The sequence below is a fragment of the Pseudarthrobacter oxydans genome (genome assembly GCF_030812335.1).
Lineage (GTDB): Bacteria > Actinomycetota > Actinomycetes > Actinomycetales > Micrococcaceae > Arthrobacter > Arthrobacter oxydans_B.
Genome location: NZ_JAUSSN010000003.1, coordinates 450,430 through 463,401, shown reverse-complemented (window position 1 = coordinate 463,401; position 12,972 = coordinate 450,430). Strand labels below are relative to the sequence as shown.

Genomic DNA, 12,972 nt, shown 5'->3' with positions numbered 1-12,972 from the left:
TGCTCCTGAACTGGTTAACGGATCGGTGGTGCTGAGGGATCATTGCGTAAGTCGGACTATGGTGGCGCCGTTGCTATCCACCGGGCCGAGCGCAAAACCTTGCGCCAGGGAAACGTATTTGATGAAGCTGCCAATGATGCCCCTGCAGTTGCCATCGCAGGTCACGGAGGAGGACGTGCTGCGGAAGGACTTGGGAAGATCGCTATTGCCGCTGAACTTCCAGCCGCGCACCTTGAACGCGGCAAAGGACGTGAGCCCGTAGACGGCGCCGGACCCCGTGCCGCTAACTTCGTCGAAGACCGGCAACAGAACGACAACGTCCTTGCCGGCGCTGAGGTCGTCAGCCCAACGCTGCAGGGTCGCCAAACAGACGTCCGGGGCGCCGTTGTTGCCTGGGTCGCTTCCTGCTTCGGCCAGATCGAGGTCTATTAGACCGCCGCAGATACCAGCATCGTTGGGCAACCAGCCGAAACCGCCTGACACCGGTGCTCCGGATGGGCCGTAAAAGCAGTCGGGGTTAGCGTTGCTCCCGTGGTTTTGCAGCAGTTGGAGTGTGCCGTCGACGTGATTCTTCACTTGGCAAATCGAGAAGGCGACGGGAAACGCGACCGGACCCGCCAGCGGGCTGCCCCATTCGACCGCGGACGAGGCAGTCACCTCGGTTGTGTTGATACCGAGGGCGCGAGCGAAAAGCAATGAAACGCGGTTCGGCTCCTTCCCTGCTTCCTGGGCTCCGGCGGTGACGGTGACCCTGCGGGCCGTCTTGTCGAGCGCCAGTGATGAGACGTTGCTGAGTCCATCGCCAGCATTACTGCTCGTGAGGCTGCGAGCCAGCGTCGACGTAGCCGAGCAATCGGGGTCGTTGACGTCCTTTGCGCACTTCTGAGCCACCGCGATGGCAGCCGCGTCGGCCCCATTCCGCAGTTGGACCTTCTCGGTGTAGAGCATTCCGACGTCGACGGCGAGTGCGGCGAAGCCCAGCAGCGTCACCATAAGAACGGCAACCATGATGCTGATGGCCCCGCGCTCGCGGTCCCTGGACGGGATGACGTCAGCTAGCCGCCGCATAGCATCACACCTTTGCCTTCCATCGGGAACGGCCCCGCGATGCGTGTCATGGTGGAGAGCGTGTACGTGATCTTGAAGGTCACCTGCGCGCCAGTGGTGCAGCTTGCCGGGCTGATGCTGAAGCTGGCGTCCGTCAGCGTGGGTTGCAGCCCTGCGGCCGCATTCTTGGCTGCGGTGCGGGCATCAGTGGGGTTGTTGCCGATTGCCATGACACGCACGCCTTCGCGTGCGGCACTTGAAAGCGAGATCTGCGCGTTGTAGGCACGGCCGAATTCCATGATGCCGAGCAGCAGCAGGATCATGACGGGCGCCAGGAGTGCGAACTCCACCGCCACAGCGCCGTGCTCCCTGCCGTCACGCATGCGCGGAGGACCTTTCATCGGAGGGATACTATGGCCCGGTTAACGCTGCGACGGGAGGCTACGAACGAAGGGTGCGGTGAAGGAATGACGCCCTCACCGCACCAACCGGTGTGTCCTGAGTAGAAGTCAGGCGCTACGGCGCGTTCACCAAACCAGTCGTGACGCTGTTAAAGAGAGTGATCAACTGGTCGCCCAAGAGGCCAACGGCGACGATGATGGCGACGGCGATAAGGGCAACCATAATTCCGTATTCCACAGCGGTTGCACCTTTCTCGTCGCGAAGGCGGTTCTTGGCAGTGAACCCAAGGGTCTGAAGGGTTGCGATAAGAGAAAGCATGGACGCTCCTGAGCGAGTTTGTCGGCTGGTCCAGCACCAGCGCTGAAAGGAACTTAGCAAGCTCCGACACGCCGACGATCCGTTTTTGTGGCATCCTGCGCCAAGACTTCCCAAACTGCACGTTCCCTGTATTTTCCCTGCGCGAACCCTGCGCGTGACCTGCGGTCGGCCCGTTGATAGTTGCCGGATGCAAGAAAGGACCCCCTCGGTTCTGGGGTCCGAGGGGGTCCGGCTTGTGGAGGACCCCCTCGGTTCTGGGGACCGAGGGGGTCCGGTATTTGGGGCGCTGGGAGCGCGGTGTGACGTGTGCTAGCTGAAGGCAGCGATGATGTTGATAACGGCAGGTCCAAGTAGGACTATGAACAGCACCGGGAAGATGAATAGAAGCAGCGGAAACAGCACTTTCACGGGCAGCTTCATTGCCTTTTCCTCGGCTCGTTGCCTGCGCTTAACTCGGGCCTGTTTAGCCTGCGTCCGGAGGACCTTAGCTATGCCGATTCCATACTTGTCTGCTTGAACGACGGCGCGGACGAAACTGCGGAGGTCCTGTACCGAGGAGCGGTCTGCCAGTGCCTGATAAGCCTCCTGCCGTGCCCGGCCGACCTGAATGTCCTGGAGTGTGCGTATCAGCTCTTGGGCGAGTGGGCCCTTGCCGTTTTGGCCCGCCCTGGCCATGGCTGTTTCAAAACCGAGCCCAGCCTCCACGGAAATCAGCATCTGATCCAAGGTATTTGGCAATTCCAGCTCGATCTCCTCCTGGCGTTTGATCCCTTTGTTGTAGATCAAAAGATCGGGCAGGAAGTAAGAGAAAACGGTCAGAAAAACGCCGATACCAAGGTTTTTCGGCGATGGATCGCCGCTGAACAAGTAGAACCCAATGACCGCGCCTACCAACGCGAGCGTGGGCTTAGCAACGATCAACTTCTCCAGCGGAATGGATTGAGGGCGGCCTGCGAGGGATAGCCAACGGTCCAGCTTGGCAACGTAGCCCACAGGGGTCAGTCTCTTCGAGATGTCGAGCAAGGCCGGAGCTCGGAGAACGTTCACGCTGCCGTTCTGGCCGAGGCCTTGTCCAAGATTCGCTTGGACAGCTATAAGAGCCTTCCGGTCGGCTGTCAGTAGCGCCCAAGCAAGATAAGAACACGGCAGGACTACCACGGCGATGATGAGCCAACCAATTGGAGTCATGATGGCCTTCCCTAGAACTTGATCTTAACGATGCGGCTCATCCAGAAACCGCCGACGGCAAACATGATGAGACTTGCGACGAGCATTGCAATTCCGATGGGCTCGGTGACGAATACGTCCGTGTAGCCGGGATTGATAAAGCTGAACATTATTGCGACGACAATTGGCATGGCCATCAGTATGTAGGCTGACATCTTGCCCTCGCCGCTTAGCGCCCGCACCTGTCCCTTGATTTCGCTACGTTCCCGTATAGTGCCAGCCACTTGCTCCAGGACTTCAGCCAGATCTCCGCCGACCTCGCGGTTTATCTGGATAGCTTGACCGATCCATCGGAAGTCTTCGCTGTCCATGCGCTGGGCTGCTTCGTCGAGAGCCAGGTGGGCGTCCTTGCCGATACGGACTTCATTGACGACTCGGCTCAGCTCCTCCGAAGTAGGTGCGTCGGCCTCGGTTGCTGCTGCTTCAATGGAACGCATGATGCTGTGCCCCACACGCAGGCCACCGATGAGCATTTGTATGGTGTCGGTGAGCTGGGCCTCGAACTTTCCGCGGCGTTTGTCTGTCATTAGGGATAGGCCGATTTTGGCTAGGAACGGACCTGCAACTGCTAATAAGATGCCGATAAGGCCGTTCGTAAGCAGCGCACCAAGAGTTCCGCCGACAAGTGACGCGACCGCTACCATGACAGTGAAGGTCGCCGGATCTGACTTCACACCCGCGTTGTAGAGAACCGTCCGGTTGAACGGGCCGCCAGAGTCTCCCAGCACTCCACCCATGGCAGCCACAGCCGTTTGAGAGACCTTTCCCAGCGAGGACTGATCTGGCTGCGAATCCGGCCGTCTGCGTTCGATTGGTATGCCGGAGTAGCGCGGTGTGAGCACGAAGACAAACAGTATTATCACCGCACCGAGGCAGAGGACCGTGGCTGCGATAAAGAGGACCGGGGTATCCATGTTTATCGCATCCCCAGAGGCGCCAACGTCGGCCCGAAGACCGCCGGCGACACCGAAATACCAAGCTCAGCGAAACGATCCAAGAACCGAGGCCTGATGCCAGTGGCAATGGGCTTGCCCAGGAAGCGCCCTTGCTCATCCATCCCGGCGGCGTAATCAAACACAAATGCGTCTTGGAGCGTGACGATATCGCCTTCCATGCCCTGCACTTCGGTTACGTGAGTCACCCGCCTGGTTCCGTCACGGAGCCGTGTCACCTGAACCAATAGGTCCACCGCGGACGATACCTGCTCGCGAATGGCACGGAGCGGCAGATCCATGCCGGCCATGAGTACCAAGGTTTCCAGGCGTGCGATTGCGTCACGCGGCGAATTGGCGTGCACGGTGGACAATGAGCCGTCGTGGCCGGTGTTCATTGCCTGGAGCATATCCAGCGACTCGCCACCACGAACTTCGCCGACGATGATGCGATCGGGGCGCATACGCAGTGAGTTACGCACGAGCTCGCGAATGCCCACGGCCCCTTTGCCCTCAATATTGGGTGGCCGGCTTTCCAGTCGCACGACGTGTTCCTGTTGCAGCTGCAGCTCCACAGCGTCTTCGATGGTGACTATCCGGTCCTCTTCCGGGATGAACGAGGACAAGACGTTTAGCAATGTTGTTTTTCCTGTGCCAGTACCACCGGAGACGATAATATTCAGCCGTGCCCGGACGCACGCGCTCAACAGTTCGGCCATCTCGGGTGTGATCGAGCCCCATTCAATAAGGTTCTGCACGGTCAACGGCACGTGACTAAACTTGCGAATTGTCAGAGAAGGGCCGTTAACGGCCAGTGGAGGAATGATGGCGTTTACTCGGGACCCATCTTCCAGCCGTGCATCCACCAATGGCGAGGATTCATCGATCCGGCGGCCTACGCGGGACACGATCCGCTCGATGACTTTCCGCAAGTGGTCATCAGAACTAAACTGTGATCCGGTCAATGAGAGGTGGCCATGCCGTTCAACATAGATCTGGTCGAAACGATTGACCATAATCTCGGTGACAGACGGATCCTCCAGCAACCGCTGAAGGGGTCCATAGCCCATCACTTCGTCGGCAATCTCCCTAATGAGACGCCGACGTTCTTCGGGCGAGAGCGGTACTTGTTCCTGGTCGATGACCAAGGACAACTCTTCAATGGCACTGGCCCTGAGCTCCTCCTCTGAGGATGAAGTATCACCAAAGCGCGTGCCCATTCGTTCAAACAGGGCTAAGGCGGCGCGCTGCTTCAAGCCAGCCAATGCGTCCACGGCCGGCTGCACGGGCGCTCCCCCGAGAGAACTGGATGAAGTCGGTACCGGGCGAACAGTTTGGCCGGTGGTGGCTACCTTGGTTTCCAAGGCATGGTCCTCCCGTTCGCTGTCGGCGAGGGAAGGCGTCTGAAGATCGACGTCAGCCTGCGTGCGGGAAAGTCGGGCTGACAGTTTCATGACACCACTACCCTTCGGTGAAGCTTGTGGTGACCCGCGGCCACCCATTGGGGATCGAAGCGCTCAACGAGCTTCTTGAGTCCTTTGGAGGCCGGCTCCCGGGAGTTGCTTTGCAGCACGGGCACTCCCCGATTTGTGGAAAATGGCAGAGTTCGAGAACGGGGGATGACGGCATCAATGGGGACGCCGATCGTAGCTTCGACATCCTGGACCGTGATGCCGCTCTTCCGATCCGCGAAATTCAGGACTGTATGGCGTCCTTGCGGCAACAGTTGCAGCTCCCGGAGGACCGCAAAACACTTGTGGAGGCCACGGACGCTGGGAACGTCCATGCCGCAAACCCATACTCCGTCAGTTGCCTGCTCCAGGGTCGCCAAGACATGCTCGCCCAGCCCTGGTGCCGTATCAACGACGACATACTTGAACTCGCTTGCCAGTTGATTGATGAGACGACCCACGTGCTCAGCCGTGATGAAATCCGATTCCGCAGGAGTGCGCGGGGCGCACAAGGCGTAAATTCCGGCCGGGTGGACAGTCAGATACGCCTTGAGCACCATCGAGTCCTGGGCAGCGGCGCCGTGCACGGCATCAGAAATAGAATGCTCCGGCTCCAGCAGCAACCCTGTGGCGACATCCCCAAACTGCAAATCCAAGTCCACGATAACCACGCCCATGGGGGCAACCTTGCCCAAGCCAATGGCCAGGTTCGTGGCGACGGTGGTCTTTCCAACCCCACCTTTGGGAGACATAACAGCGATGACTCGTCCCCTCTCCTGACCGGATTCAGGGGCTGCCGACATCCCGCGGCGCCGGCTTGCGGATGCCAGGCATGACCGCTCCAATAAGACGCGGAGGTCGTTCACGCCAATTTCAGACGTGACCACGTCCCGTATGCCCGAATGCATGGCCCGCAGCACCAATTCCGGGCTGGGTTCGGCGACCAACAGGAGACTGACCTCTGGAAATTGGAGGTCGAACACCGTCGCCAGCTTTAGTGCATCATCGGGAGCAACGCCGGGTCCCAGGATGAGTACCTCGGGCGGAGCGCCGTTCAGCTGTTTGAAGACGTCATCAGGTCCGCCCTTGAGGACATCAGGCGACAGTGTTTGCAGCTCGCCGTGGAGAGCCCCGGAGATAGCCTGACGGACTCGACCTTCGAAATCCCTGACCGCTGTGATTGCGACGAATCGACTCATCAGTACAGCCCTCCAAACGTGGTGATTGGAGGATCGTTGTTGGTAGACGAGGGGGTTTGCTTGGATAGCCACAGGGTGCCAAACTCAGCGCCGAAGACCAGCTTGGCGGCGTCCGAGTCGGTCCTCGCAACCGTCACGAACGCCGATCCGTTGGGCATTTCCACCCCGGATTCCGTTCCGGCCGAATTCTTAGTCTCCGCGGCCGCTTTCTGAACAGCAGTGACCAGGACGTCCTGGAACAGCAGGCCAGTGGACTGCTTCCAGCCTTTCACTTCAGGCGGCACGGTAGCATCCGCCGGCATGCCCTCTTCGGTCTTGAACGAGGAGTAGACAGTCACGATGTCTCCTGCTTCGATCCTGCCGCCGAGGAGACGTTCAGGCGCCAGCAGAAGCGTGACCTCTTCCAGCCCGTCGGGCACCGGCACAGTGCCTGGAACGAGATCTCGAGGATCAATGAGCCGTGAGGCCAGGAGTTGTTCTCCCGGTTGCAGATCGACGGCGGTGACTGTCCCTTCCTTCTGATTGAGCGTCTCCAGTGCCCCCTCGGGGACTGCAGTCTTGGGGATCGCTTCAGCGCGGACCCTGGTGCCCAAGTCTGATGTCTTGGTGCCCGCAGGGATTGACTCTTGAACAACCAAGACACTGACCGGCTCCAGCCCGGCCTGTGCGCGGGCGGCCGCGCCTTGCACATAAACAAACAATAAGATGGCTCCGACAACGGCCAATACCAAAGCCGCAATGCCTCCCAGTAGGCGTGACTTCACTGTGTTTCTCCTTAGTCGATAGAACAAGATGATGGAGCGGTGCGTCCGCTAACCGGTGAGCTCAACCTTGGATGCCCCAAAGTTCGGCACGCCCCCGCTAGCGATCTGACCCTCCTCAAGAGTGACGAAGCGGGTGAAGAACCCTTGAAGACCACGGCACATTCCGGTGCAGGATGGGGCGCTCGTGTCGGCATGCGTTAGTTCCGGACCGCCCCCGAACTTGTACCCCGTGACCTGAAAGGCTGCGAATCCGATAAGTGTGTACTGCGTTTTGTCGCCGCCGCCGTTGATGGCTGAACTGAAGAGCGGGATGAGGACCGGCTCGTTTAGGAGTCCTTTGAGAACGTCCTGACAGACCTTGTCCGAGCCTCCTGTTTTGGGAAACGCGTTGCCGGGTTGGCCTTGCACTATCCCGCCGGGAATAATGTCAGCGGAACAGTCTGCGTTTGCTTCCAACCACCCGAAGCCGCCAGGCTGATAGCCGTTCTGCGCTTCGCATCCTTCGTAGTCCGGGGTCTTTTCGTCATAGCGGAGCAATATGTGGGTCGCTATTGGATCGCCGGCAAAGTTGCCCGTTGAATCCAGCTCGGCCCGCTGGCTGGCTGTGAGGAAATCTCGAAATACGCACTCGCTCACCGTCCAAGGAAGCGTCGAACCGGAATCCGGAGGACCCCAGGAGGCTTCAGCAACGGCGTGAATCTCCGTCGAGTCGAATCCCATAAGCCTCGCGAAGAAAAGTGAAAAACTGTCCGCATCGGAGCCAGCTGCGCGGGCGAAGGTTTCCACGCGAACAGTGGTCGCGGCCGGGAAGGTCACGGACGTGACGCCGCTGGCGGCGTCATTGCTGTTCGAATCGGCAAGGAGAGCCGCGGTTGCGTCCGTGTCGCCGCAAGTACCGCCGGCGCAGTCGCCGGCGATGGCCAGCGCGCCGGCGTCAGCCGCATTTTGAACCTGGGCTTTTTCCGCGTACATCGCTCCCACATCAACAGCTAGTGCTGTCATCCCCAGGAGTGCCACCATCATGATCGCGACAACAATTGTGGCTGCTCCACGTTCGCCGTCGCTAGTTGATCGCACGTCGCTTGTAGCTCTTGTCGGTTTTACCCGCCGCATCTCATTACCCCCACTCCAGTTAAGTTCATCGGAAATAGTCCCGGTCCGCCAAAAAAGCCGGCGTCAAGAAATCCGGATAATGAGGGCAAGGCGACGGTCGTGGTTACTGTGACATTTGTGCCCTCTGCGCAGCCACCTGCATTATTGGCGACCGCGACACCCAGGCCGGCTAATGAAGGAGCCGCTGCGAGAGCTGCCCCTGTAACATCAAGGGATGCGTCGTCATGGTGTATGGCGGCATGTCGGGCTCCTTCGCGGGCTGCTTGCGTCAGGGAAACCTGGACATTCAGGACGCGGCCAAACTCGATGGTTCCGATGACTATCAGCAGCAATAGCGGCAGGATCATTGCCATTTCCACGGCCACCGCGCCGCGTTCTTTATGCTTCGTATTCAACACCGCTGTTCCCCAGTTCGCTCCGTTGACCTCAATAAGAGGTTTGGCGGCGGAGAATAGCACTCCGCCGCCAAACGCCGCTTCCAGCCCTGTTACAGATCGGCGGTGACGCCGGCGAACAGTGCCGCGATTGCGACACCAAGAGGGCCGACCGCCACCATGACGATGACAGCGATGAGGGCAACCATAATGCCGTATTCCACCATCGTTGCGCCTTTTTCGTCGGATTCCATCTTGTCCTTGACGCCGGCGACGAATGCGAGCATTGAAACCATGAGACCAGTCATTTTGAAGTTCCTTTTCCAGAGTTGTGAATGTCAAACGAAATTCCAGCAAATCCCCTGTTGCTAAACCCCCCGGAGTTCCGTTGGGACAACAGTGGCATGGCGATTAACGGCACAGCAATGAATCGGAATACCCGAATTTTTGGGACGGAAAAGGGGGCGCTACTTGCGTCCATGCGGAGGTGTACTCAGTTTTTTGATAACTCTTGGGGCACACTACTTGTATTGATGCGTTTGCTTGCCAATGGGAGCAGAGATACTGCAGTGACTGGAGTTACGGCATGAGCAGGATGACAGCGAGCACTGCTGCGAGCATCGAGGGGCCGTAGGCAACCTCTTTTGGCTTGTTTTCGCGGTTTTTCAGCACGAGGAAGACCGAGGCAATGCCGCCTAGAACGAAGGCAAAGGCCCCTCCATAGAACACTTGCGACCAGCCTAGGTAGCCTAAGTACAGTCCAAGTGGTGCCGCGAGCTTCACGTCGCCCATTCCCAGGCCGTTTCGGCTGGTCAAGGCAAGAATTAAGTAAGAAACGAACAAGATTACGGACCCGGCGACTCCGCGATAGAGGTCACCCGCAGCCCCCTGCGCCAGGGCGGCGACCGCCAGAAGTGCAAGGCCGGCCCCCAAGAGGGGCCCGACGAGCCGGTTCGGCAGCAAATGGTGCACAATATCGATCCGGGCCAGCGGAACAGCGAAAATGCCCAGTAATACGTACGCGGGAAGCTCGGCTGCGCTCCCGAAGCGCCAGGCCAGCAGGGCCGCGAGGACAAAAGTGACCGCCGCCGTCGTGATTCGCAGCCTGGTGGTGGCCTTGCCGGCCAGCTGGGGGAGTGCCCGCCGGACCAGGGCGTCGGCAATGAGTCCCAGGCACGCCCCGGCGAATCCGACCCCGGCAATAAAGAGCGGCGAAGCGGAGCCAGCGGCGGCGGTCTCGAACACGGTTCCTCCAGGGATGCACGGGGCCGGCGGCGGGCAGAATGCATCCGGATACCCCATTTTGACCCAGTGACACGTCGTCCGCTATTATTGGTAGTCGTTGTGCGTGTCCTTCTCGATGATGCGTGCCCGCTGGGGATCCGGTTGCAGGATGACTACCCAACGTGCACATTCGAGACTCAGGACGACTGGTTACATAGAGCCCTCACCTCTGTTCCGGTAGCGCATAGATAGTAGGTGCACCTTCGCGTGACGCCTAAAACAAGAACGCCAGAACAAGAACGAGGCAAACACCGTGCGTACGTACACCCCGAAGCCCGGCGATATCAACCGCCAGTGGCACGTCATTGACGCCACAGACGTTGTCCTTGGTCGTCTTGCGAGCCAGACCGCAATCCTGCTGCGCGGCAAGCACAAGGCCACCTTTGCGTCCCACATGGACATGGGCGACTTCGTCATCATCATCAACGCTGAGAAGGTTGCCCTCACCGGCGCCAAGCTGGAGCAGAAGCGCGCTTACCGCCACTCCGGTTACCCGGGCGGCCTGACGTCCGTCACCTACGCGGAGCTGCTGGAATCCAACCCGGTCCGCGCCGTGGAGAAGGCCATCAAGGGCATGCTCCCGAAGAACTCCCTCGCTGCACAGCAGCTGGGCAAGCTGAAGGTCTACAAGGGTGCCGAGCACCCCCACGCCGCCCAGCAGCCCAAGACTTACGAAATCACCCAGGTCGCCCAGTAGTCCTGGCCACCAACAAACTTTTAATCAAGGAGAATCGTGGCTCAGAACGAAGAGACCACCGAGGCCGTTGTGGCTGAGGAAAACCTGACCAGCTACACCTCGGAAAGCGGTCCTGCGGAAGCAGAAGCGCCCAAGAAGGAACGCCCGGCCCTCACGGTTGCCGGCGCAGCAGTTGGCCGTCGCAAGGAAGCCGTCGCACGCGTTCGCATCGTGCCCGGCACCGGCAAGTGGATCATCAACGGCCGCGAGCTGGCCAACTACTTCCCGAACAAGCTGCACCAGCAGGACGTCAACGAGCCCTTCAAGATCCTTGATCTTGATGGCGCCTACGACGTTATCGCCCGCATCCACGGTGGCGGCATCTCCGGCCAGGCCGGTGCCCTGCGCCTCGGCATCGCCCGTTCACTGAACGAGATCGACACCGAGAACAACCGCGCCACCCTGAAGAAGGCCGGTTACCTGCGTCGTGACGCCCGCGTCATCGAGCGCAAGAAGGCCGGTCTCAAGAAGGCCCGTAAGGCTCAGCAGTACTCGAAGCGTTAATCACGCTTCCAGGCGCCCCTGGCGCTTGCACGAAAGCCCGTTCCGCCCTTGTGGCGGGGCGGGCTTTCGCCGTTTAACCAGCGCAAACACCTGGGTATCAGCGGCGCCGCGGGTCCGCCACATGGTCCCGGGGCCGGGAGCGCCCACCTCATCGTCTAAACTTGACCCGATGTCTAGATTATTTGGAACAGATGGTGTCCGGGGTTTGGCGAACGGCCTGCTGACGGCCGAACTGGCGATGCAGCTGGCCCAGGCCGCCGCCGTCGTGCTTGGCCATGACCGCAATACCAGCGGAACACGGCCTCGCGCCGTGGTGGCCCGCGACCCCCGCGCGAGCGGTGAGTTCATTGGGGCTGCCGTGGAGGCGGGGCTGTCCAGCTCCGGGATCGACGTCTATGACGCCGGCGTGCTGCCCACCCCGGCCGCGGCGTACCTGGTTGCAGACCTGGACGCGGACTTCGGCGTGATGATCTCCGCCTCGCACAATCCCGCCCCGGACAACGGCATCAAGTTCTTTGCCCGCGGCGGCCAGAAGCTCCCCGACGACGTGGAAAACGCCATCGAGGCGCTGCTCGGCCAAGAGCCGCGCCGCCCGGTCGGCGGGGACGTCGGCCGGATCCAGCGCTTCTCCGACGCCGAGGACCGCTACATCGTCCATCTGCTCGGCACCCTCCCGCACCGCCTGGACGGACTCAAAGTCGTGCTGGACTGCGCCCACGGCGCCGCGAGCGGATGTTCCCCGCAGGTCTTCAAGGATGCCGGCGCCGACGTTATTGTCATCGGCGCCGAACCGGACGGCCTGAACATCAACGACGGTGTCGGGTCAACCCACCTGGGGCCGCTGGCCGAGGCAGTCCTGGCGCACGGCGCCGACCTGGGCATCGCGCACGACGGCGACGCGGACCGCTGCCTCGCCGTGGACCACGAAGGAAACGTCGTCGACGGCGATGAGATCATGGCCATCCTCGCCGTCGCGCTGAAAGCCTCGGGCAAACTCAAGGACAACGTCCTCGTGGCGACCGTGATGAGCAACCTCGGACTCAAGATCGCACTGCGCGAGGCGGGCATCAGCCTGCGCGAAACCGGCGTGGGTGACCGCTACGTCCTGGAGGGGATGCGCGAAGGCGGTTTCAACCTCGGCGGCGAGCAGTCCGGCCACGTGATCTTCGCCGACCACGCCACCACGGGCGACGGCGTCCTTACCGGCCTGCAGATCGCCGCCCAGGTGGCCCTCACGGGCCGTCCGCTGAAGGATCTGGCCAAGGTGATGACCAAGCTTCCGCAGGTCCTGATCAACGTCAGGGGCGTGGACCGCACCCGGGTCACCGGTGATGCAACCCTGGCCGCTGCCGTTGCCGTCGCCGAAGCCGAGCTCGGCGACACCGGCCGCGTGCTCCTGCGCCCCTCCGGCACCGAACCGGTGGTCCGCGTCATGGTCGAGGCGGCATCGCAGGAGACCGCCCAGGCCGTCGCTGAGCGCCTGGCGCAGGTGGTCCGGACCGAGCTGGCCCTGGAGCTCGTCGCGGACTGAGGATCGACGCAGCCCCTTCTCACGTAAAAGAACGGCCCGCCCTTCAGGGGCGGGCCGTTCTTTTATTGCGTCGGTTGGTGAGTGATTGTC

General features: G+C 60.8%; 15 protein-coding genes. 3 read left to right on the top strand and 12 right to left on the bottom strand.

The features are described 5' to 3' along the window. Positions 1-39 precede the first annotated feature (39 nt). From J2W14_RS07340 to J2W14_RS07285, 12 genes are all read right to left on the bottom strand, one after another. Complete coding sequence (locus tag J2W14_RS07340) at positions 40-1,068, bottom strand: pilus assembly protein TadG-related protein (protein ID WP_307460499.1); 1,029 nt, start codon at positions 1,066-1,068, stop codon at positions 40-42. Further along, positions 1,056-1,448, bottom strand: a complete 393-nt coding sequence (locus tag J2W14_RS07335) for a TadE family protein (protein ID WP_307460497.1) — start codon at positions 1,446-1,448, stop codon at positions 1,056-1,058. Before J2W14_RS07335 ends, J2W14_RS07340 begins: the two co-directional genes overlap by 13 nt. A gap of 115 nt (positions 1,449-1,563) precedes the next feature. Beyond that, positions 1,564-1,767, bottom strand: coding sequence for a Flp family type IVb pilin (locus tag J2W14_RS07330; RefSeq protein WP_307460494.1), 204 nt, complete (start codon positions 1,765-1,767; stop codon positions 1,564-1,566). A gap of 309 nt (positions 1,768-2,076) precedes the next feature. Next, positions 2,077-2,955, bottom strand: coding sequence for a type II secretion system F family protein (locus J2W14_RS07325; RefSeq protein ID WP_307460492.1), 879 nt, complete (start codon positions 2,953-2,955; stop codon positions 2,077-2,079). 11 nt (positions 2,956-2,966) lie between these two features. After that, on the bottom strand, positions 2,967-3,908 hold the full coding sequence (locus J2W14_RS07320; RefSeq protein WP_307460488.1) for a type II secretion system F family protein: 942 nt from the start codon (positions 3,906-3,908) through the stop codon (positions 2,967-2,969). 2 nt (positions 3,909-3,910) lie between these two features. Then, positions 3,911-5,380, bottom strand: coding sequence for a CpaF family protein (locus tag J2W14_RS07315; RefSeq protein ID WP_307460485.1), 1,470 nt, complete (start codon positions 5,378-5,380; stop codon positions 3,911-3,913). Continuing rightward, positions 5,377-6,576: an AAA family ATPase gene (locus J2W14_RS07310; RefSeq protein WP_307460483.1), complete on the bottom strand. Its 1,200-nt coding sequence runs from the start codon at positions 6,574-6,576 to the stop codon at positions 5,377-5,379. The genes J2W14_RS07315 and J2W14_RS07310 overlap by 4 nt, the downstream gene beginning before the upstream one ends. Next, the gene (gene cpaB / locus J2W14_RS07305) at positions 6,576-7,340 is read right to left on the bottom strand and encodes a Flp pilus assembly protein CpaB (protein WP_307460480.1); all 765 of its coding nucleotides are present in this window, start codon (positions 7,338-7,340) and stop codon (positions 6,576-6,578) included. The genes J2W14_RS07310 and cpaB overlap by 1 nt, the downstream gene beginning before the upstream one ends. Positions 7,341-7,388: 48 nt before the next feature. Further along, entirely contained in the window at positions 7,389-8,453 is a 1,065-nt protein-coding gene (locus J2W14_RS07300) for a Tad domain-containing protein (protein ID WP_307460478.1), read from the bottom strand. Next, positions 8,441-8,911, bottom strand: a complete 471-nt coding sequence (locus tag J2W14_RS07295) for a TadE/TadG family type IV pilus assembly protein (protein WP_307460475.1) — start codon at positions 8,909-8,911, stop codon at positions 8,441-8,443. The genes J2W14_RS07300 and J2W14_RS07295 overlap by 13 nt, the downstream gene beginning before the upstream one ends. 29 nt (positions 8,912-8,940) lie before the next feature. Further along, on the bottom strand, positions 8,941-9,135 hold the full coding sequence (locus tag J2W14_RS07290) for a Flp family type IVb pilin (RefSeq protein WP_307460473.1): 195 nt from the start codon (positions 9,133-9,135) through the stop codon (positions 8,941-8,943). Between the two features lie 271 nt (positions 9,136-9,406). Continuing rightward, positions 9,407-10,072 carry a prepilin peptidase gene (locus tag J2W14_RS07285; protein WP_307460471.1) on the bottom strand — a complete coding sequence of 222 codons (666 nt, stop codon included), beginning with the start codon at positions 10,070-10,072 and terminating at the stop codon, positions 9,407-9,409. Between the two features lie 292 nt (positions 10,073-10,364). Between J2W14_RS07285 and rplM the strand changes: the two genes are divergently transcribed. The 3 genes from rplM to glmM all read left to right on the top strand — a co-directional run bounded on the left by rplM (position 10,365) and on the right by glmM (position 12,882). Continuing rightward, positions 10,365-10,808 (top strand): 50S ribosomal protein L13, encoded by a 444-nt coding sequence (gene rplM / locus J2W14_RS07280; RefSeq protein WP_024367145.1) that lies wholly within the window; start codon positions 10,365-10,367, stop codon positions 10,806-10,808. Between the two features lie 36 nt (positions 10,809-10,844). After that, positions 10,845-11,351: a 30S ribosomal protein S9 gene (gene rpsI / locus J2W14_RS07275; RefSeq protein WP_282379850.1), complete on the top strand. Its 507-nt coding sequence runs from the start codon at positions 10,845-10,847 to the stop codon at positions 11,349-11,351. Between the two features lie 169 nt (positions 11,352-11,520). Further along, on the top strand, positions 11,521-12,882 hold the full coding sequence (gene glmM / locus J2W14_RS07270; RefSeq protein WP_307460463.1) for a phosphoglucosamine mutase: 1,362 nt from the start codon (positions 11,521-11,523) through the stop codon (positions 12,880-12,882). Positions 12,883-12,972 lie beyond the last annotated feature (90 nt).